Raw genomic sequence first — 19,962 nt, 5'->3', positions numbered from 1 at the left:
CGCTGCTACAGTTCTGCCTGAGCCATTCGATGAAACAGGTAGAAGCGCTTATTCAGCGACAGTAGTGCTGTTGCTAATGAAGGCGATGCGCTTGCTGTCTGGCGACCAGGAAGGGGTGTTCATTGTGCCTTGGCCGCCGTACACGTAGGCAATAACCTTGGGCTGACCGCCGCCAACGGGCAGCAGGCGCAAATACACGTGTTTATAAAACGGATGGTCGCCGGACTTCACTTCTTCTTTCAGAAACGAGACAAAGGCTATCCATTTTCCGTCGGGCGATACGTGCGGAAACCAGTCTTGAAAGTCGCCGGTGGTAATGGCTTGCTGCTCGCTGCCGTCAGCGCGCATCCGCCAGATTTGCATGGTACCCGTGCGGTTGGAGTTGAAGTAGATGTACTTACCATCGGGCGAATACTCGGCGCCATCATCAAGGGCGGTGGCGCTGGTTAGGCGCACTTCCATGCCACCGGTGGCCGGAACCCTATAGATGTCAAACTCCTTGTTGCGCTGCCCAGTAAACAAAAGGCTTTTCCCATCCGGCGACCAACTGTGCAAATAGGAGGGGCCTAGGGGCGTTATTTGCGTGGGCGTGCCGCCGCGGGTGGGCACCGTATACACAATAGAGCCACCTAGCTTCTCGACGCCGCTGCTCAAGCCGAGCATGGTGCCATCGAAGGAAAGCACATGGTCGTTGTTGTTGTTTTTCACGTCGCCGGTGGCAATAACGGTAGGCTGACCCGTGGCAAGGTTAAAGTTGTACATCAGTCCGTCACTGTTGTAAATCAGGCTTTTGCCGTCTCGCGTCCAGTTGGGAGCTTGCAACGACTTAGGGGAAGTATAGCGGACTTCGCGGTTGCCAGTGGCAACGTCCAGTAGTTCGATGCTACTGCCCAGGTACTCGCGGTATTGTACCAGCCCGTCGTGTGCCGGCACCACAATCCGCACGTCCCGAAATACGCCCGTTTCGGTAACGGCAGCGTTGTGGGCGCAGACCGCCAGCCCCACGTACACATCGTCGCCCAAGTCGATTTCAGTTACTTGTTGCGTCTCGAAAGGCTGTCCGAACGTAGCCACGCGCATGGTATAAGTCTTGCCTTTTCTTTCCAGCTGAATGATGTCGGCGTGGGTGCTGGTGGCACGCGTTTCCTCGGTAGGGGCCCCGGCAGTGCGGCGGTATTGCAAGGAAGTTAACCCGTCGCCGTGCTCGAGGGCGCTGACGTGGGGCGCGTTGGCTTGTAAGCTCTGGCGGATCATCCAGCCGAGCTTGCGGTGCGGATCGACGCCCTGAGCCTGCGCAAACTCGGCCCGCGCGTAGAGCAGAAAGTCGCCTTTCATTTTCTTGTAGGCGTACTGAAACACGTCTTTATCGGCCCAAATATTGGCACCCGAACCCGCTATTATGTACTGTTGCGTTGCAGCTTTGTAAGAGGTGGAGCCAGTTTTTCCGCCTGTCCCCACGTCTTGGCTGCCCTCGAATACGCCTAGTTTCTGTTGGCTGTAGCAAGGCCAGTGAAGTAGTACAAACAGGGAAAGCAGGGCAGTTTGAAGGCAGGTTTTCATGTTGGGAAAGAGCGTGGCGTAGATGGTGCTGAAAGCAGTGCAGCACTGGGTAGGAGACAGGCGGCAAGTAAAGCAGTTTTGCCCCGGATAAGCCTGGAAGTAGTACAAAAGATTATGGGCATTGAAGAGGCGTGTAAACGCGAGAATGCCTACTAGCTTTGGGCTTTACAAAAGCACAACGCCCTTGCCAACCGTACCTGCCGACGCTACCCAACTACTCTTTATTTGCAGCCAAAACCGCTGGCGCAGCCTCACCGCCGAGCGACTCTTCGACGGTCACTCGCACTACGCGGCTCGCTCCGCCGGCACCGAGCCCGGCGCTAGAGTGCGCGTAACGGCCGGGCATGTGGGATGGGCCGATGTAGTGTTCGTAATGGAGCGTAAGCACGCCGACATTCTACAGGCCAAGTTCAAGGAAGAACTGGCGGGCAAGCCCATCATCAACTTGCGCATCCCCGACAAGTTTCAGTTTCTTGATGCCGTGCTGCAAGACTTGCTACGGGAGCGGCTAACCGAGCACCTAAAAGAGTTATAACGCGAAGTATGCACGTCTGCGAACGAGCAGAGCAAATAGATTTCCGCTTTACTTAAACCAAAGCGTTAGTCAACCGTTTAGCCGCCCATGCAATACTGGTTTTTTGCCGCTTTCGTCGCGGTTGTTGTCTTTCTATTCTACCGCTATGTCACCCGCGAATCGCGCCAAAAAGCGGCCGCGCTAGCCGAAGATTTTCCTGCTGCCTGGCGGCAGATTCTAAGCGAGCGGGTCGCGTTTTACTTGTCGTTGACTGCTAAGGACAAATTGCGCTTCGAGAAGAAAATACAGGTATTTCTGGCCCAAACGCTTATTACCGGCGTGCAAACCGAAATAGACGATGTAACGCGCGTGTTGGTGGCCGCTTCTGCCGTGATTCCCGTGTTTGGGTTTGCCGATTGGGAGTATGGTAATCTAAGTGAAGTACTCGTGGTACCCGATGCTTGGAAAGAGCAGCAGGACCCCAACAAAGAAGTGGCGCCGCTGTCGGGTACCTTGTTAGGCAGCGTCCGCAACTTCCAGACTTCCCGCTACATGCACTTATCCAAAGCCTCATTGGAACAAGGTTTCCGCGATGCGCTAGACAAGCAGAACGTAGGCATCCACGAGTTTGCGCATTTGCTTGATGCCGCCGATGGCACCATCGACGGGGTGCCTTCCGCCACGTTGCCACCCGAGCTACACGCCCCGTGGGCCGAGGTAATGGCGCGTGAAATCCAAGCCATCCGCGACGGTAACTCGGAAATCAACGATTACGCGGCCACCAATGAAGCCGAGTTCTTTGCCGTCGTAACCGAATATTTCTTCGAGAAGCCCGAGAAGCTGCAGGAGCATCACCCGGAACTATACGAACTCCTGTTACGCGCTTTCCGCCAGAACCCTAAAAAGCGTTTTCTGCGCTTCGCTGTGGACCCGCGGGAGTGGCTCAAGACTTTGCGGAGCCGCCGCAAATTTGGTCGCAACGACCCCTGCCCGTGCGGCAGCGGCAAAAAGTACAAGGACTGCCACTTGTTGCAGCAGCAAGCCGCTGCCTAAAACTGCGGCGAAGGAAAGTTCATGTTGATTAAAACTAGACCAGTAACTCAGCACGAGCAGCCAGGGCATCGATGAGCAGCGAAAGATAGATGCCCCGCAATCCGGTGGGAGTTTTAGCTTTGCTGTAATGAAAAAGACCTTTTTGCCCCTTCTAACGGCTGTTTCGCTAGCGGCCTGCGCGCCTACGGCCAATACGCCTGCTACTACCACGCCTACTACTGTTCCCGAAACCACCGCTTCCACTCCGCCCGCCCCGCCAGATTACCGGGCGCAGGCCGAGGAATTCTTAATTAACTACTCCAAGGAGTACCAGCGGCTCTATACCCAATCGAGTGAGGCGGAGTGGCGCTCCAATACGCATATTGTGGCGGGCGACACCAGTAACTCGGGCGCCACAGCCCGTGCTAACGGCCGTATGGCTGCTTTTACGGGTAGCTCCGAAAATATTGTCACCATTAAGGCCCTGCTAGAGCATAAATCAGACCTTACGGAGTTGCAAATCAAGCAGCTGCAAACCGCTCTCTACAATGCCGCCAACAACCCCCAAACGGTAGCCGATGTAGTGAAACGCCGCATTGCTGCTGAAGCCGCCCAAACCGAAAAGCTCTACGGCTTCGACTACAAGTACGAAGGTAAGTCCGTCACCACCAACGACCTCGACGAACTGCTGCGCAAGGAAAAGAATGCTGCCAAGCGCCAGCAAGTATGGGAAGCCAGCAAGGCCATCGGCCCCACGCTCAAAGACGGCCTGCTTAACCTGCGCGACCTGCGCAACCAAACCGTTCAGGCCCTCGGCTACCCCGACTACTTCACCTACCAGGCCTCCGATTACGGCTTGAGTCGGGAAGAAATGATGACGCTGGTACGCAAAATCAACGACGAGTTACGCCCACTCTACCGCGAGTTGCACACGTATGCCCGCTACGAGCTAGCCAAAAAATACGGCCAGAAGCAAGTACCCGACTATTTGCCCGCACACTGGCTGCCCAACCGTTGGGGCCAAGATTGGAGTGCCATGGTGGAAGTGAAGGGCCTTAACCTCGACCCCGTACTGGCCAAAAAAGGCGCGGAGTGGCAGGTGCAGCAGGCCGAACGATTCTACCAAAGCCTCGGCTTTCCGGCGCTGCCGCCGGTGTTTTACGAGAAAAGTAGCCTCTATCCGTTGCCCAAAGGCGCCACCTATAAGAAAAACAACCATGCTTCGGCCTGGCACATGAACCTCGACCAGGACGTGCGCAGCCTAATGAGCGTGGAAGGCAACACCGAGTGGTACGAAACCACCCACCACGAACTTGGCCACATTTACTACTACCTCACCTATACTAACCCCGAGGTACCCGTGCTGCTGCGCGGTGGCGCCAACCGTGCCTACCACGAAGCTGTGGGCAGCCTCATGGGCTTGGCGGCCACCCAAAAGCCATTCCTAACCGGTCTCAACCTAGTTGATGCCAAAACGCAAACCGACCAAACCCAAACCCTGCTCAAAGAGGCCCTCAACTATGCCGCCTTCATTCCCTTTGCCTCGGGCGTGATGAGCGAGTGGGAGAACAGCTTCTACGCCGACAAGCTGCCCGCCGACCAGCTTAACGCGAAGTGGTGGGAACTCGCCAAGAAGTACCAGGGCATTGTACCACCTACCACGCGCGGCGAGCAGTACCTCGACCCCGCTACCAAAACTCACATCAACGACGACCCCGCGCAGTATTACGACTACGCCTTGTCGTACGTCATCCTGTTCCAGCTTCACGACCATATCGCCAAGAAGATCCTCAAGCAGGACCCACACGCTACCAATTACTACGGCAGCAAAGAAGTAGGAGCCTTCCTGGCCGACATCATGCGCCCCGGCGCCAGCAAAGACTGGCAAGCCGTGCTCAAAGAGAAAACCGGCGAAGACCTGTCGGCTCGCGCTATGGTAGAGTATTTCCAGCCGCTGATGGCTTATCTAAAGCAGCAGAACAAAGGGCGTAAGTACACGATGTAGTAAGAGCCTATTTGAACAAGGCCCTGGCGCAAGACCGGATAATCGAGATAATCACAAATTTAAATTTAGAAGAATGAGCATCAGTTGTAGTTCACTTAAACAGATGCTTGTTCTTCTGTTTCTGCTCGTTGGCACCGGAAGCAAGTTTGTGCAGGCGCAAAATAAAGATGCTGTACTCACTATAGGAAACACCTTTACGCTAGCGTCTAAAGTATTAGGCGAGAACCGGCGCATCAACGTGTACTATCCGCCTGCTTACACTGAGTCTCTTACGGTGCAGCTTCCTGTGCTGTATATGCCTGATGGCGGCATAGCGGAAGACTTCCTGCACGTGGCCGGGCTTGTGCAGGTGCTGGTAGGCAATGGCACCATGCGCCCGTTCATCTTGGTCGGGATTGAGAACACTGAACGGCGGCGCGACCTAACGGGTCCCACAACCAATGAGAAAGACAAAAAGATTGCGCCCCGCGTAGGAGGCTCGGCCGCGTTTCGCCGGTTTATTCGCCAGGAGTTAATGCCCCAGATTCGGCAGCGCTACCGCACCACACCAGAAACCGCCATTGTCGGTGAATCGCTGGCGGGCTTATTTGTGGTGGAGACGCTGTTGGAAGAGCCCGACCTGTTCGATACCTACCTGGCATTCGACCCGAGCCTGTGGTGGAATAACAAGCAGCTAGTAAAACAAGCCAGCAGCTTCTTACAGACCTATACCGGTAAAAAGAAAACGCTGTATATGGCCACAAGCAGCGAGCCTGAAATTGCCACCGACGGCCGCCAATTTGCCGAGGTACTACAAGCAGCTGCAAAGCCTACTATCAACTGGCATTTCGAGTCGATGCCTGATGAAACACACGCAACTATCTACCACCCGGCCGCTCTAAAAGCTTTCCGGTTCGTGTTTAAGCCGCCGGTGCAAGGTTCTGCGAAGTAGTAAGGAATTGGATAACTAAACAGGCAAACCAAAGCCGGAATATAGACCACCATCGTCTAAACAAAGAAGGCCGAACCATTTGGTTCGGCCTTCTTTGTTTGAAGTCTCATAAGCATGTTCAATGCGCATAGTGTGCCGAGCGGCGTTGCTACTATGGAATTAGTAATTCGCCTCGTCAGCTGGCAAATCGATTAGTATGAACTGCGCATCCTTGGAAGCCCGAATTTCTAGCACATGCTCGTCGGTGGAGCGCACTTGGTCGTTGGGCCCAATGTCGATGCCGTTGATGAAGAGGGACCCTTCTTTCACGTAAATGAAGGTGTTGCGGATGGGGAAGGTTTTAAAGATAACCGTCTTGTCTTCGCGCAAATTGCACCAGTAGATACTCGTGTTAGAATTCATGTACACCACGTCTTCCAGCACTTTCTGCCCTGATACCAGCGGTACCAACTCGTTCTTGGTATCCAGGAAGTTTACGTCCTTCTGTTCGTAGCTAGGCGCCAAGCCTTTCTGGTTGGATATAAACCAGAGCTGATACAGGTGCAACACCTTATCGGTGCGGTTGTACTCGGAGTGGGCTAGGCCGGTGCCAGCCGTCATGCGCTGCACGTCGCCTTTCTTGATGGTGGCTTTGTTGCCCAGCGTATCCTCGTGGTACAATTCGCCTTCCAGCACTAGCGTTACGATTTCCATTTCCGAATGCGGATGCTGTGGGAAACCGGATTGGGCCTGCACCGTGTCGTCGTTGAAGACGCGCAAGGGGCCGAACTGCACGTTCTGCGGGTCGTGGTAGTCGGCAAAACTGAAGAGGAAGAAACTATTGAGCCATGCTACAGGGGCAGCGTGGTGACGGTCGGCGGCAGAAACGAGCTTGATCATAGCGGGAGGAGATTGGGTTGTGTGCTCCCTTACGCAGCCCAACCACTGGAAGTTGAAGACGGCGTAAGCTTTAGCTTGTGCCTTCCAGGAGGCGCATGCGTCTTGCTTACCACTGGCTGGCTGCGGTCGTTAGCAATACAAGCACCTAACTAGCTGCCCTGCAAGTAGGCTTGTTCATTCAACCAAAAACAGAAAGCCCACCGAACAAGAGGCTCGGTGGGCTTATGTAAAACTTGCGCGAAACGGCACAAGTCAACAAATAGGCTACAACTGCTACGCCTTCCGCATGGTGGACACCTGCTGTTGCAGATCCAGTACGATGCTGGCCAGACGGTTTAGCGAGAGGTCGGCAATGGGGAAGGTGCTGCTGATGTATGCTTTAGCTTCCCAGATTTCCACTACATCCTCTACGTCGATTTCGTAGGGCGAGTACAGTGGGTTGTCGGAGTGCAGGGCCAGCATGGCGCCTTCCTTGAGACGGTTGAACACGCGCTTGAACACAATGCCTTCCTTGGAGCTAACTACAATGCAAGGCGTGCCGTCCTTGAGCGTCATCCAGTCGTCCACGTAGCGGCCCACGATAACGGTGCCACTGGCAATGGGCAGCATGGAGTCGCCGCTGATTTCGAAAGCACGGTAGGTTCCACCTGTGCCGAGCATAGGCAACCGAAACTTTGGTAGCTCCTCTAGGTACTCAGGGTCGGCGTAGCCATTGAGGTAACCGGCCGCGGCCTTTTGGGGCACCAGCTCGATGTTTTCGTTTTGCTCTTTGTCTACCGTAAGCGCTAAGATGCGCAGGCCGTTGCCACCGCCCGGACGGGTTGGTTCGGTGGTAGCAGGCTGCAACTGCAACAGCGCGGCTTTAGCATTCTTCTTTTTGCTAAAGTCAGTGGTCACCAGGGCGTCCAGCGTGATGCCGAACAGGCGAGCCATGTTAACGAGAGTAGTCAACTTGGGCTCGGCACGCCCTTCTTCGTAAGCGCCCACCAAGGAGCGTTTGATACCTAGCTTTTCGGCCATCTGGGCCTGTGTAAGGGCCAGTTCACGCCGCCAGAATTTAAGATTGGTATTGATCATAGCGCAGGGGAGCCGGAAAAAGGCTTCATCGGTAGATAGTTACCGGCTCGTGAAAGTACGAACCCTGTTACGAGAATACTAATTCAATTAGCTGAAATTTTTTGCTAATTTTTTTTGGAACGCTACAAACTATCTACTGATGTAGATTAGGCCATTGCCACATATGGTTCGACCTACTATTTATCGTTTTTCTACTAGTTATATCGGTGACATACCATGCCAAAGTAACGGTCATGCTGAGCGCAGCCGAAGCATCTCGCTAGGGTGGTAAAGTCATTTACTACTCCTGCGTCAGCACGCGAGATGCTTCGACTGCGCTCAGCATGACCGTTATTCTAATGACCTCAGTTACTATGATAACAAGTTCATTAACAACATTATCGCCTGCCGAAGGGGCTACTTACTCTCCGCGGAGCTTCTTGAAATACAGAGAAGCTAGACGGAGCTTGAAATAGTCGTACTTCTCGCGCAGGTGGTCGTACAGGTCACGGAGCATGGGGCTGCCGCCGAGTTGAGCCTGCGCGGTTTGGATTTCAGCCAGATCGGTGGGCGTTAGGAAGTCAGCAATGCGCAGCTCGCTTCCTTTGGCGTAGGCATTGGTAAGGTGCGTTTGCACTGTTGATACTGTTAGGCCCCGGCGTTCGGCAATGGCTTCCAAACTCAGGCCCATGCGGTGCAACTGAAATGAGGTGTCCATGGTGTTACCGGTTTCAGCTTTAGGCTCACGCTTGCGAGTGGGGCAGGAGCGCTAAAGTCGTCGGGGTCGAGGTTGGTGGGCAGGTCATCGTCGGAATCGTCGAGCTCGGCAGGATTGCCGCCGTGAGCCATGATTTCCTTGATAAATACCTCGCCGTAGTTCTCGAATTTCTTCATGCCCACACCTGAAACGCCAAGCATTGCCATGCGCGAAACCGGCCGTTCGTTGGCCATTTCTTGCAGGGTAGCATCCGTGAAGATGACGTACGGCGGCACGTTTTGCTCATCGGCGATGCGCTTGCGCAGGGCACGCAGGGCCTCGTAGAGCTGCACTTCGCGTGAGACAGGCGCAGTGGTTTCGGTGGCAGCTTTGCGGCCCCGTTTGGGCTTTTCGGCTTTCTCGGCGGGCTGAAACTTCTTGAGCGCCAAGGGCCGCTGGCCTTGCAGTACTTCGCGGCCTAGATCGGTGATTTTCAGAGCGTACCCTTCCTCGTAGGCAATGTATAGCAGCCCGTCATTCAGCATCTGATGGATGTAGCTGTACCAGTCGAGGTAGGGGAGGTCGGAGCCGGCGCCGTAGGTTTTAATTTGGTCGTAGCCGCCGCTGAGTACGGCTTGGTTGCGCATACCGCGCAACACGTCGATGAGCAGGCCGATGCTGGCTCTCTCGCGCATCCGGACCACCGCCGACAAGGCTTTCTGCGCAATCAGGGAGCCGTCGAAGGTGGTGGGAGGATTGCGACAGATGTCGCAGTTGCCGCAGTCTTGGGTGAGAGTCTCGCCGAAATAGTGAAGCAAGATTTTGCGGCGGCAGCTGGCAGCTTCCGCAAACTGCTGCATGCGCTCCAACTTGGTGAGGTTGAGCTGAGTGAGTTGCGGATTCTCCTTGGTGAGCATCTCGCGCAACTGCAGCACGTCGGCGAAGCTGTAGAACAGCACCGCCGTAGCCGGCGCCCCGTCGCGGCCGCCGCGCCCGATTTCCTGGTAGTAGCCTTCGATGTTTTTTGGCAGGTTGTAGTGCATCACCCACCGCACGTTGCTCTTATCGATGCCCATGCCGAAGGCGATGGTAGCCACAATCACTTGCAAGTCGTCTTTCAAAAAGCCTTCTTGCACGGCCCCACGCTGGTTGGGCGTCATGCCGGCATGGTAAAAACCCGCCTTGATTTTCTTTGCTTGTAGTTTCTGCGTCAGTGTTTCGCACTGCTTGCGCGAGAGGCAATACACAATCCCCGACTCGCCGGGGTGGCGCTCGATAAAGTCGAGGATGCCACCTACGCGGTCCTGGCCGGGCCGCACGATGAGGTTGAGGTTAGGCCTATCAAAGCTGGACAGGAACACCTGCGGCTCGTGCAGGCGCAGTTGCTTTTGGATATCGCGCTGAGTGAGGCGGTCGGCGGTGGCCGTTAGGGCAATGATGGGCGTGTTCGGAAATTGGTCGCGCAGCACCCGCAACTGCGTGTACTCGGGCCGGAAGTCGTGCCCCCACGACGAGATGCAGTGGGCTTCGTCGATGGCAAACATGCTCACCCGCAGGCGCTGCAAAAACTGCAGAAAGCCAGGCGACAGTAGCTTCTCTGGCGAAACGTAAAGCAGCTTCAGGTAGCCGTTGGCGCAGTCCGAACAGATGGCGTTTTGCTCGCTCTGCCCAATGCTGCTGTTGATGTACGCTGCCGATATACCGTTGGCTTTCAGCGCTTCCACCTGGTCCTTCATCAAAGCAATCAGCGGCGAAACCACCACGCATACGCCTTCGCTAACCACGGCTGGCACCTGAAAGCACACCGATTTGCCACCGCCCGTTGGCATAAGCACCACCGTGTCGCGCCCACTCAGAATACTCTGGATGATGTCTTCCTGCATAGGCCGGAAGCTGTCATAACCATAGTATTTCTTTAGGACGCGACGAGCAGAATCGAGCGTAGGAGCGAGGGGTTCGGCAGCAAATAACATCCGGTAAAAATACGACGGCTAAGTAGGACATGAAAGCTGAATGTAACCACAACCGGGCGGAAATCGTGCCTTTTTCGAGTTAAATCCCGCACAGCCAAAGCCGTTGAGTGTGCGTACAACAGAGCAGCTTGTTGTTTCACCCTCGCCTTTTGTTCCATGCAACAGTCCACGCCGCCCATTACCGAAAATCAAACCGTTCTTGATGCCTTAAACCGCTGCGTAGCAGCTTGTGAAAACTGCATCACCGCTTGTTTGCACGAGGAGCACGTCCAGCACATGGTGGGCTGTATTCTCCTAGACCGAGACTGCGCGGATATCTGCGCTCTGACGGCCCGTTTCGTGGCCCGCGGTTCTGCTCATGCCAAGCACGTGATGCGCGAGTGCATTGAACTGTGCCAGCTCTGCCATATTGAGTGCGCCAAGCACAACGACACGCACTGCCAGCAATGTGCCGCCGCTTGCAAAGTGTGCATAGAAGCCTGCAAAGCGTATCTAGGGTAAGTAGAAGAGGTTGCCGTTGAAGCATGCCGCGTAGCAAACCGAATAGGCAGAGCTATTGGGGTATGTTTTGCAATTTACTCTTCGATATCGACCAGCTTATACCGCACAGCCGATTTCTTGGGCTTGATATCGATGCCCGCGTAGTGTGCGTAGGCTTTGGTGAAGCAGGCCCCGAAGTAGAAAATCATGGCCGAGTAAAACACGAACAGCAACACGAGCACAATACTGGAGGCGGCACCATAAATAGGGCCTAAATTGCTTTGCACCAACAATCTGCCCAACACAAATTCACCTAAATCGATGAGAATGGCGGTGAGAGCCGCGCCCCGTACCACGGCCCGCCACGGCACCTTGGCGCTGCTCAAGTTGCGAAACGTGACGCCAAACCAAGTTGCCAAAATCAGCAAGGACGTAAGCTGACTGATGCCGATGAACAGATAATAGCCCACGTTCGTGTCGAAGTCGCGGATGTAGTCGGTTACGAAGGCAATAACGGCGTCGGTCAGGAAGGTCAACAACGAGAGCAAGCCAGTAGCAACGAGTACTCCCAAGGAGCGGGCCCGCTCGTGCAACGCCTTATCGAAGCGGCCGCCCCCGCGCCGCGGCCGAATCTGCCAGAGCTGGTTGAGCGAGTGCTGAATCACGACGAAGAGCGTAGTGGCAATAAACACCAGAAAAATAAAGCCGAGCCAAGTGAGGAGGCGGCTGCGCTGCACGTTGGTTACGTTTTGCAGAATCTGGTCCACCAACTCGGCGGCTGTAGCACCTAGCAAATTGGAGAGCTTGGAAAGTAGCATAGCCCGCACCGCCGACGTAGAATACACCGAGCCCAAGACCTGCACCAGAATCAGCACGATAGGCGGCAGGGCAAACGTGGTGAAAAAGGCGGTGGCGGCACCCAAGCGCAACGGGTCATTGGCAACCAGCTCGCGGGCAGCACGCCGGAGCAAAATTAGGATAGTTGTAAGATTCTGGCCCCGGGTTGGGTGCGGCCCGTGTACTTTTGTCATCAGCCTTGCGTACTAGTTGCGGCGTAATGGCCGACCGCGCACTGTGCGAAGATAACGCCGTTGCTCAGTTTCCTTGGCATCTTAGTTTCCTGCTTGTCTGTGACTTCATCTACTTCCCCTGTTTCACCGCCTCCCCAGCCGCCTGCTCCGCCTAGCTGGTGGCGTCGGCGGGTGGTTGAGCCTGTACTTAATATTCTCAAGCAAGGCCTTACACCCAAGCAATTGTCCCTGACGGTGGCGCTAGGCGTTATCTTTGGGTTGGTACCCATGATGGGTATCACCACGCTGATGTGCACGGCAACGGCTGTACGCCTGCGCCTGAATATGGCCGCGCTGCTACTGATGAGTCATTTGCTTAGCCCGGTGCAACTGCTGCTGATTATTCCCCTGATGCGACTCGGCGCGCAGCTACTCGGCGATAGTGCGGGCCCCGATTTGACGTTAGAACAGCTGGAACACCTAATTGCCAACAACTGGCGGGACGCCGTGCACTTGCTCTGGCAAGCCTGTGCCGGGGCCATGATTATTTGGGCAGTAGCCGCCGTTCCGGTTGGACTCTTATTGAATTTTGGTTTGAGGCCCGTATTCCGGTGGCTGCTGGCGAGGCAGGCGAAAAAGACGGAGGCGGCAGAACTGTAAATCGTGTCTTCGAAAGCAAGCTGTGCTATTACGCGTAGTTTGAAAAGCAACAAGCCCTTGACGAACCAATCGTCAAGGGCTTGTTGCTTTTAGTGAGTCAAGCAATGAGTACATCCGCCCCAACAAGGCGCCGTCTCACTGCACCAGTTTATCTTTGATAGAAAGGCTCTTGCTGATTGAAGTACTGGTTCAGGGGTTCGTCGGCAGCGGGGTTGAGCACCATCATGTCTACAAATTGATAGCCTTCAATGCGGCCTTCCATCACGGGGCCTAACTCCTGCAAGAAATCAGCTTGCTGCTCGTCGGTGAGGAAGGCAAGCAGGACACGGGGAGGCTCTTGGCTGTTCTCGACGCGCAGTTCAGCTAAATAAGCTTGCTCGATGAAGGGACGGGTAGCGCAATATTCACGCAAGGCATCGAGTAGAGCGATTGGCGGCTCGGCGGGCGGGCCTATCTGCACGGGTACTTGACCTTGACCCGGGCCCTCGGCAGGCGGTGCCATTAAGTCGCTGGCGAGCAGGTCTTGCATTTCCTGGGTGGTAAGCAGCTTGCCAGACGCCGAAAAGGGGTTTAGCACGCAATCCGTCGCCTGTACCATCTGAAGCAGGTCCTGGCCTCGCACCCGGATGTAGGAAATACCCTCGGGAGCTAGGCCGCCTTCAAATATGCGCTCCACCGACGTGAAAAGCGGAATCTTACCGTCGTTCAATACTTGCAACTGAATTTCCATGCCGGGCGTGAGGGGTACCTCGCCACCGGCATCGCCTTCTTTGGGCAGGGTCACGGCTAGCACGTCTTCGTGCAGTAGCGCCTGGTAGAAAGCTGGGCGGATATTGGGCTCGTTGGCGGCGCGCATCAACAGCTCTTCCAGCACGTTGGTCGGCGGATACGGGAAATTGGGTTGAGGCGGCTGCCCATAATCCGGCTCTGGAATGAGTGGCATGGGCGGAATGGGAGGGGCCTGCTGCTCAGGGGTAGGTAGCGTATAGTTAGCTCCTTTATAGCGGGGACCGGTAGGAGCGGGGGAAGGAGTAGTAGCATCAGGAGCCGCGGCCGGTGGGGTTTGTGGCGCTTCAGGCTTCTTTTTCAGGAAATCAAACAGACCCATATAAATACGAAAAGTGAAGGTGCAAGCTACTTAAGAATGTGCGAAGATGCATACCCGCCGCAGGTGCAAAGTGTGCTGAAAGCAAGATGCAGTAGTAAACTTCTGACTACCAATTGGCTGCTGCCCTACCAAAGCCGACGCACCAGCAAGCCAAACTCGAAGCCCCATTCTAGTAGGGAGCGGCCGTAGCTCGCGTTAGTGCTAAGCTTACCTTTTGACTAGCAGCTTTTTACAAAACTGGCCGTCAGCGGATAATGCTGCCGTGACAAGGGCCCAATAGCTCCGTTACTTCTCGGATGGTATAGGGCTCGTTTTTGTTGCCCCAGCTCTGTTGCACGAAGTTCAACAGATTGGTGATTTCGGCGTCAGTCAGGTCGTTTTTATGGGCTGGCATCACTTGATTGTACTCAATGCCGTTGACGACCACCGGCCCCCGCATCCCATTGCGAAGCAGGCAGGGCAAGTAGGAGCGGTGGGTGGCTACGTAGTCGGAGGCGGCTACGGGCGGAATGAGCCGGCGCAAGCCCTGGCCTTGCTCGCCGTGGCAGCTAGCGCAGTGCGTTTGGTAGAGTTGAGCGCCCTCGTTTTGCTTGTTAGAAAAGCAGCCCGTCGTGCCCAGCGCAAACAGCAGCCCGGTTGCCAGCAAGGCACTCAGACGAAGCAACAAGGGCAACAATTGGCTCATTTGGCGGCTGTTTGCCGTTCTTCGGCTTCTTCCTTCAGCAAGATCGGCAAATCGTGAATTAGCTGATCCACCTGCGTTTTCTCCATGCCATCGTACACGCCCCGAACCCGGCGCTTGGAATCAACCAAGGCAAACGTACCGCTGTGCGCATACCCTCCGGCCACTCCTTTATCCACTTCTGCTCCGGTCATGTAGGCACGGGCCAGCGCAAAGATGGTGTCGTGGGCCGCCGTGGCAAAATGCCAGCGCGAGGCGTCCTTGATGCCTAGGCGCTCGGCATAGTCGCGCAGCACCGGGATAGAGTCGTGGGCCGGGTCGATGGTATGGCTTAGGAACAGCACGTTAGAGTTGTTCTTGTTGGCCTCGTACACTCGCAGCAGCTCGCTTTGCATCTTGGGGCAGATACTCGGGCAAGTGGCAAAAAAGAAGTCAGTGATGTAGACCTTGCCGGCAAAGGTTTGGTTGGTGATGGTTTTGCCGTCTTGGTTGGTAAGAGTGAAATTGGGTACCAGGTCGGGCAGCGTGTCGGAAGGACTGGTAGGGGCGGAGTGCTTGATGCCCAGGACGGGCAGGCGTTCCTCGTTGGCTTGCGTGGATGTGTTGGAGCAGCTAAACAAGCTGAGGCTAAAAACTGTCAGCAGAGCCAGTAAGGCAGCCTGCATACGCGAAAAAGATAACAGCATTGCGTTATTGAGCGGAAGATGTGGGGGTTCCCGCGGTCTGTACTAATAACCGCGCCGAGTCGATACTAGTGCGAAACAGGCCCGCCACCGAATCGATTTTTTTCTGTTGGGTTGCAAAGTAAATGAGGCGTCGGGCTACGGCCACGGTATCGGCGGGTTTGCGGTAGCGGTGCATCCAATCCATCATGGCGGCATCGGAGGCGAGCAGGGCGCGGCGCTGGCGGCCGGCCGCTACCGTATCGGGGCCGGGCGTTTTCTGGAGCTGCTGTCGCAGAATGGTCAGCTGATCCATTTGGGCCATTAATTCGTCGTGTTTGGCCAGCACAGCTTTTTCGGCAGCCTCGGCTTTTTGCTCGTCGCTCTGCAACGAAAGGCAGGCGGGCAGTCCAGTAAGCAACGGCAATAGGAGTAACAAACAAAGCTTTTTCACGCCGCAAAGGTAGTGGGTAGTTGCTTCACCCTTTGCCTGATAATACAGCCACTCCAACCAGCTATGGAAGGCAACGAATAAGATCCGATGCCCGATGCCCTACAAGCAACCTTCTAGTAAATAAACCAAAAAGCGCCAGCGGTTTAAGAGCGTTTTAGGAGTTGAGTTCAACACAAAAAGAAATCAATTTCACAACACGCGCCTACCTAACCTATAAGCGTAAACCGCGTTAAGACGACAATAAGATTGGGCTCCTACTACAATGAAACAGAGCGAAATAGAACCCCGCCAGAACAGAGTCATATATGTGCTAATGGCAGTTGTGGCTGGTATCGGGTTGGTCGTTGCGCTCTGGTACCATGCTCATCAATAAATAGCTTGATGTATCTGGGCTGCTTGCCTTTTCGCGGCCTAAACATTGCAAAATCAGTTTTATAGAAATAGCTGCTTGTCACAAGTAAGCTGAACAGCTACGTGTACTATCAAAAAAGGTTGACAGTTTTTGTGGTAATTATTTGATATAAAATTAGATTACGAGTATCTTCATTTAAAGATATTCTCCTGCGCACTCTTGCTCACCTATAGCTGTGGTGCCTGCACTTTCACTGTCGATAAATGGCAGCGCATTTTTAAGAATGCGCCGGAAAAGTGCGCGAAAAAGCTGGTGCTGGTTGTGATGATGGTTTCCTACATACCCAATCGAGGATTTTATGGGTCTACTTTTCCTCTCTCCTTCTTTTGTTGCCACTGTTCTGCTCAGTTGCATCTTGGCGTATCCGTTAGGGGCTCAGCACCGAACGGCCTCGGTTAAGCCACGCCTGCCACTTCAACAAGTGGCTGGTTACCAATCGGCTGCTAACCTTGTAACTGCTAAGGGTACCGTTGAAGCCATTGCTACGTCGCCTTTGATGTCGCCAGGGCATGGTTGGGTTAGAGAGGTGTTCTTTGCCGACGGCGACTACGTACGGGGCAGGCAAATCCTGTTGAAGTTCTTGGAAAGCAACTCGTACTCTAACGAGTTCAATCGCAACTACATACTCGCTCCTCACGCCGGCTTCCTAGTGAAAAGAAACGTAGCGGTTGGCAATCGGGTGCGGGCGGGTATGCGCGTGGCCATGTTGCAGGACGTATCGCATGTGAAAGTGCCTCTGGTGGTGTCGTCGCAGGTGGGGCGCTCAATCAAGGTTTGCGACCCGGTGGTAGTTCGCGTGGCGGAAATGCCCGGACGCACCTTTACCGGCCTAGTGGAACGCATCGAGCGGCAAACACTTCCCCAACCGAAAACCGTGGTTTTAGTTACCGTGCGAAACGCTGTTGCGCCCTTAATCCGGCCACTGATGCACGCTAGCGTCTCGTGGAATGCCCGTCAACTGCCGCCGTCTGTGGCGAAGCGCTAAGGCAGGCATCCATCAGGCTGACCACTTCGGGTGGCGGCTTTATCGGAAATAATAACGCGTCCATTGTAACCCTGCAACCTATGCGGACACTTTTACTTTTCACTGTTCTCGGCGTTGAAACCATCTTCGCTGCCCACGCTCAAACTCCCGCCACCTCTTCCCCCATTGCCACCTCCACCGTGTCGGCGCCGACTGCCAAGCCGAGCGCGCCGCCGTTCAAGGAACAGGAGAGCGTGATGGTAAAAGCCAGCCAGCAGTATCAGGCGGGAAAATTCAAGACTATGCTCCTGGGCCGCAATTACCGGCAAGAGTGGCAGAGACGGGTCCGCGTGCCAGTGCTCAATCTTAGCACTTCGCAAGGAGGCTTGCAGCCGCTAAAGCAGGGGGGAGGCAAGCAGACCAAGTCGCTCCGCCTGCGGGCCGCCAATGGCCGCGAATATGTGTTGCGCTCCATCGAGAAAAACACCGAGCAAGTATTAAGCGAAGAACTCCGCAATACGTTGGCAGCCAAAGTGGTGCAGGACCAAGTGTCGGCGGCGCACCCTTATGCCGCGCTTACCATCCCAACTTTGGCCGAAGCTGCTGGAGTAGGACACACCAACCCCGAACTGGTGTATGTGCCCGATGATGAACGACTAGGCGAGTTTAAACCCATATTCGCCAATACGTTGGCTATTCTGGAGGAGCGCGACCCACAGGTGCCCGCCTCGTTTACGGGGCGCACGCTGGAAAAGAACTACAGCACCGACAAAGTGCTGGAACTGCTGCGCGCCGATTCGAAAAACCAAGTCGATCAGCGCGAGTTGGTACGGGCCCGACTGTTTGATGTGATAGTCGCCGATTTCGACCGGCACGAAGACCAGTGGCGGTGGCTGGCCTACGCGCAGCCCACGGGCGGCATATTGCTGCGTGCTGTACCCCGCGACCGAGACCAAGCCTTCTTTGTCAACCAGGGGCTGCTGCCCAACCTTGCTAGCCGCGACTGGGCCGTGCCCGCCGTCCAGGGGTTCGATGGGACGATGCGCAATGTGAATACCTTCATGTTCAGCGCCCGGTACTTCGACCGTTCTTTTCTGACTAAAGCCACGCGGGAGGACTGGATAGCGGTAGCACAGGAAATGCAAACCCGCCTGACCGATGACATAATCGAAAAAGCCATCCGCCAGCTACCCGATTCCATCTACCAGCTATCTGGCCCAACTATCGTTGCCAACTTGAAATCCAACCGGGATGCTTTGCCAAGCTACGCCGAGAAGTACTACCGCTTTCTGGCGCGCGAAGTCGACATTACGGGCAGCGACCAACCCGAATACTTTAAAGTCGAGCGGCTCGACGACGAGCATACCCGCGTCAAGATCTACGCCCTGGCAGACGGTGGCACATCAACGGGCGACCCTTTGTACGAGCGTACTTTTCTGACCGACGAAACGCAGGAAATCCGCCTATATGGGTACGGCGGCCGCGACAAGCTGGAAGTAAGTGGGGAAGTAAACAAGAGCCCCATCGTGCGCCTGATTGGGGGCGAAGGCGAAGACGTGCTCATCGACCATTCTCGCGTTGCCGGACTTGGCCGGCGCACGGTGGTATACGACACGCCTACCGGCAACGACTTGCAACTCAATGCCGAAAGCCGAAACAGAACGTCCCCGGACTCGCTTGTCAACAGCTACAACCGCGAAGCCTTCCGCTACAAGTACGTGGGGCCGCTCTTGCCGTGGGCCTACAACCCCGACGATGGTCTATTCCTCGGTGCCGGGGTGGAAATCCGCCAGCCGGGCTTCCGCAAAGCGCCCTGGGCCATGATTCACCGCCTGCAAGCCAATGTGGCACTTGGCACCGGCGCCTACAGCTTCCGCTACGCCGGCGACTTCAACCACATAACCGGAAAGCTCGATTTGCTGGTGCGGGCCGATGTGCAGGCTCCAAACTACGTGCGCAACTTCTTTGGCTTCGGCAACGAAACTAGCTTCAACAAGCGCGCTGGCATCCGTTTCTACCGGGTACGCTACAACAACGTGGCGTTTCAAGCCCTGTTGCGCCGCCGGGCCGGACCGCAGCAGTTCTACGCCGGCCCTATTTATCAGCGCGTACGGGTGGAGCGGACGCGGGGGCGGTTTATCGAACAAATGGCCGAGGCCAACGGGCTTTTGGACACCATGTTTGAGCCCAAGCACTATGCCGGCTTAAAGGCGGGCTACATCGTAGATACGCGCAACAACGATTGGCGCCCCACCAAAGGCGTGTTCTGGAGCACCGATTATACAGGCATGCGGGGCATGAACAGCCAAGCCCCCAACCTGTCGCAGCTCACTTCGGAGGCATCAGGGTTCTGGACGCCCGCCATTGCACCTGGCATCACCTTGGCGGCCCGCGTGGGCGGCACCTTGAACTTCAGCGACTATGAATTCTACCAGGCCGCTACCCTCGGTGGTCTTTCCAACCTGCGCGGCTACCGCCGCACGCGTTTTGCGGGCGAGAACAGCGTCTACAACAACCTGGAATTCAGAGCTTACTTAGGGACGCTGAACACGATGCTGGTATCGGCTAAAATAGGAGTACTCGGCTTCCACGACGTGGGCCGGGTGTGGATCGACAAGGAGCACTCCGATACTTGGCACAACGGCTATGGCGGCGGGCTGTGGGCAGAACCATTTCGCCGGGTTGTATTGGTGGGCACCTACGGCCTCTCCCGCAACGAAAACATGACAGTGGTTCGCTTAGGATTTCAATTCTGAAGTGTGTAACAACCTGTCAAGTAGTTAACTGAAACCTGTTTTGGTTGGCTACTTGACAGGTAAAGCTATGCAGCAAATCTCCAACCCACTATTACAAGGGTGTGGACAGCAAACAAAAGAACGTCAT

The 19,962-nt window shown here is 55.4% G+C and carries 18 protein-coding genes; 8 read left to right on the top strand and 10 right to left on the bottom strand.

Annotation, left to right across the window (positions count from 1 at the left end; translation table 11 throughout):
• Positions 1-48 precede the first annotated feature (48 nt).
• Positions 49-1,560, bottom strand: coding sequence for a TolB family protein (locus MUN86_RS13345; RefSeq protein WP_245118435.1), 1,512 nt, complete (start codon positions 1,558-1,560; stop codon positions 49-51).
• A gap of 145 nt (positions 1,561-1,705) precedes the next feature.
• Between MUN86_RS13345 and MUN86_RS13340 the strand changes: the two genes are divergently transcribed.
• From MUN86_RS13340 to MUN86_RS13325, 4 genes are all read left to right on the top strand, one after another.
• On the top strand, positions 1,706-2,095 hold the full coding sequence (locus MUN86_RS13340; RefSeq protein WP_245118434.1) for a low molecular weight protein tyrosine phosphatase family protein: 390 nt from the start codon (positions 1,706-1,708) through the stop codon (positions 2,093-2,095).
• Positions 2,096-2,182: 87 nt separating this feature from the next.
• Complete coding sequence (locus MUN86_RS13335) at positions 2,183-3,127, top strand: M90 family metallopeptidase (RefSeq protein WP_245118433.1); 945 nt, start codon at positions 2,183-2,185, stop codon at positions 3,125-3,127.
• A gap of 127 nt (positions 3,128-3,254) precedes the next feature.
• Entirely contained in the window at positions 3,255-5,111 is a 1,857-nt protein-coding gene (locus MUN86_RS13330; protein WP_245118432.1) for a M2 family metallopeptidase, read from the top strand.
• Between the two features lie 103 nt (positions 5,112-5,214).
• Positions 5,215-6,042, top strand: coding sequence for an alpha/beta hydrolase (locus MUN86_RS13325; RefSeq protein WP_245118431.1), 828 nt, complete (start codon positions 5,215-5,217; stop codon positions 6,040-6,042).
• A gap of 159 nt (positions 6,043-6,201) precedes the next feature.
• Here MUN86_RS13325 and MUN86_RS13320 read toward each other — a convergent pair whose 3' ends face one another.
• The 4 genes from MUN86_RS13320 to recQ all read right to left on the bottom strand — a co-directional run bounded on the left by MUN86_RS13320 (position 6,202) and on the right by recQ (position 10,647).
• Complete coding sequence (locus MUN86_RS13320; RefSeq protein ID WP_245118430.1) at positions 6,202-6,921, bottom strand: pirin family protein; 720 nt, start codon at positions 6,919-6,921, stop codon at positions 6,202-6,204.
• A 273-nt stretch (positions 6,922-7,194) separates the two neighbouring features.
• Positions 7,195-7,998 (bottom strand): LexA family transcriptional regulator, encoded by an 804-nt coding sequence (locus MUN86_RS13315; RefSeq protein ID WP_245118429.1) that lies wholly within the window; start codon positions 7,996-7,998, stop codon positions 7,195-7,197.
• 400 nt (positions 7,999-8,398) lie between these two features.
• Positions 8,399-8,695, bottom strand: a complete 297-nt coding sequence (locus tag MUN86_RS13310) for a helix-turn-helix domain-containing protein (RefSeq protein WP_245118428.1) — start codon at positions 8,693-8,695, stop codon at positions 8,399-8,401.
• A complete protein-coding gene (gene recQ, locus MUN86_RS13305; RefSeq protein ID WP_245118427.1) occupies positions 8,659-10,647 on the bottom strand; it encodes a DNA helicase RecQ in 1,989 nt (662 codons plus the stop codon). The genes MUN86_RS13310 and recQ overlap by 37 nt, the downstream gene beginning before the upstream one ends.
• A 156-nt stretch (positions 10,648-10,803) precedes the next feature.
• On the opposite strand from recQ, the gene MUN86_RS13300 reads away from it, so the two are divergent.
• The gene (locus MUN86_RS13300) at positions 10,804-11,148 is read left to right on the top strand and encodes a four-helix bundle copper-binding protein (RefSeq protein ID WP_245118426.1); all 345 of its coding nucleotides are present in this window, start codon (positions 10,804-10,806) and stop codon (positions 11,146-11,148) included.
• Between the two features lie 74 nt (positions 11,149-11,222).
• On the opposite strand, the gene MUN86_RS13295 is transcribed toward MUN86_RS13300, so the two are convergent.
• A complete protein-coding gene (locus MUN86_RS13295; protein WP_245118425.1) occupies positions 11,223-12,158 on the bottom strand; it encodes a YihY/virulence factor BrkB family protein in 936 nt (311 codons plus the stop codon).
• A 99-nt stretch (positions 12,159-12,257) separates the two neighbouring features.
• Between MUN86_RS13295 and MUN86_RS13290 the strand changes: the two genes are divergently transcribed.
• Entirely contained in the window at positions 12,258-12,797 is a 540-nt protein-coding gene (locus MUN86_RS13290; protein WP_245118424.1) for a DUF2062 domain-containing protein, read from the top strand.
• Positions 12,798-12,945: 148 nt separating this feature from the next.
• On the opposite strand, the gene MUN86_RS13285 is transcribed toward MUN86_RS13290, so the two are convergent.
• The 4 genes from MUN86_RS13285 to MUN86_RS13270 form a co-directional block, all read right to left on the bottom strand.
• Entirely contained in the window at positions 12,946-13,905 is a 960-nt protein-coding gene (locus MUN86_RS13285; RefSeq protein WP_245118423.1) for an enhanced serine sensitivity protein SseB C-terminal domain-containing protein, read from the bottom strand.
• 244 nt (positions 13,906-14,149) lie between these two features.
• Positions 14,150-14,590, bottom strand: a complete 441-nt coding sequence (locus MUN86_RS13280; protein WP_245118422.1) for a c-type cytochrome — start codon at positions 14,588-14,590, stop codon at positions 14,150-14,152.
• Positions 14,587-15,252, bottom strand: a complete 666-nt coding sequence (locus MUN86_RS13275; protein ID WP_245118419.1) for an SCO family protein — start codon at positions 15,250-15,252, stop codon at positions 14,587-14,589. Before MUN86_RS13275 ends, MUN86_RS13280 begins: the two co-directional genes overlap by 4 nt.
• Positions 15,253-15,277: 25 nt before the next feature.
• Complete coding sequence (locus tag MUN86_RS13270) at positions 15,278-15,703, bottom strand: hypothetical protein (protein ID WP_245118418.1); 426 nt, start codon at positions 15,701-15,703, stop codon at positions 15,278-15,280.
• Positions 15,704-16,413: 710 nt separating this feature from the next.
• On the opposite strand from MUN86_RS13270, the gene MUN86_RS13265 reads away from it, so the two are divergent.
• Together MUN86_RS13265 and MUN86_RS13260 are read left to right on the top strand one after the other, a co-directional pair.
• Positions 16,414-17,100, top strand: a complete 687-nt coding sequence (locus MUN86_RS13265) for an efflux RND transporter periplasmic adaptor subunit (RefSeq protein ID WP_245118417.1) — start codon at positions 16,414-16,416, stop codon at positions 17,098-17,100.
• An 80-nt stretch (positions 17,101-17,180) separates the two neighbouring features.
• Entirely contained in the window at positions 17,181-19,835 is a 2,655-nt protein-coding gene (locus tag MUN86_RS13260) for a BamA/TamA family outer membrane protein (protein ID WP_245118416.1), read from the top strand.
• Positions 19,836-19,962 lie beyond the last annotated feature (127 nt).

This window comes from Hymenobacter volaticus (assembly GCF_022921055.1).
Lineage (GTDB): Bacteria > Bacteroidota > Bacteroidia > Cytophagales > Hymenobacteraceae > Hymenobacter > Hymenobacter volaticus.
This window is presented reverse-complemented; position numbering and strand designations above follow the sequence as displayed.

Bases quoted from the DNA above. Each gene is read 5' to 3' on its own strand.
- MUN86_RS13345 (WP_245118435.1), bottom strand. From the start codon at position 1,560: ATGAAAACCTGCCTTCAAACTGCCCTGCTTTCCCTGTTTGTACTACTT.
- MUN86_RS13340 (WP_245118434.1), top strand. From the start codon at position 1,706: ATGCCTACTAGCTTTGGGCTTTACAAAAGCACAACGCCCTTGCCAACC.
- MUN86_RS13335 (WP_245118433.1), top strand. From the start codon at position 2,183: ATGCAATACTGGTTTTTTGCCGCTTTCGTCGCGGTTGTTGTCTTTCTA.
- MUN86_RS13330 (WP_245118432.1), top strand. From the start codon at position 3,255: ATGAAAAAGACCTTTTTGCCCCTTCTAACGGCTGTTTCGCTAGCGGCC.
- MUN86_RS13325 (WP_245118431.1), top strand. From the start codon at position 5,215: ATGCTTGTTCTTCTGTTTCTGCTCGTTGGCACCGGAAGCAAGTTTGTG.
- MUN86_RS13320 (WP_245118430.1), bottom strand. From the start codon at position 6,921: ATGATCAAGCTCGTTTCTGCCGCCGACCGTCACCACGCTGCCCCTGTA.
- MUN86_RS13315 (WP_245118429.1), bottom strand. From the start codon at position 7,998: ATGATCAATACCAATCTTAAATTCTGGCGGCGTGAACTGGCCCTTACA.
- MUN86_RS13310 (WP_245118428.1), bottom strand. From the start codon at position 8,695: ATGGACACCTCATTTCAGTTGCACCGCATGGGCCTGAGTTTGGAAGCC.
- recQ (WP_245118427.1), bottom strand. From the start codon at position 10,647: ATGTTATTTGCTGCCGAACCCCTCGCTCCTACGCTCGATTCTGCTCGT.
- MUN86_RS13300 (WP_245118426.1), top strand. From the start codon at position 10,804: ATGCAACAGTCCACGCCGCCCATTACCGAAAATCAAACCGTTCTTGAT.
- MUN86_RS13295 (WP_245118425.1), bottom strand. From the start codon at position 12,158: ATGACAAAAGTACACGGGCCGCACCCAACCCGGGGCCAGAATCTTACA.
- MUN86_RS13285 (WP_245118423.1), bottom strand. From the start codon at position 13,905: ATGGGTCTGTTTGATTTCCTGAAAAAGAAGCCTGAAGCGCCACAAACC.
- MUN86_RS13280 (WP_245118422.1), bottom strand. From the start codon at position 14,590: ATGAGCCAATTGTTGCCCTTGTTGCTTCGTCTGAGTGCCTTGCTGGCA.
- MUN86_RS13275 (WP_245118419.1), bottom strand. From the start codon at position 15,252: ATGCAGGCTGCCTTACTGGCTCTGCTGACAGTTTTTAGCCTCAGCTTG.
- MUN86_RS13265 (WP_245118417.1), top strand. From the start codon at position 16,414: ATGGGTCTACTTTTCCTCTCTCCTTCTTTTGTTGCCACTGTTCTGCTC.
- MUN86_RS13260 (WP_245118416.1), top strand. From the start codon at position 17,181: ATGCGGACACTTTTACTTTTCACTGTTCTCGGCGTTGAAACCATCTTC.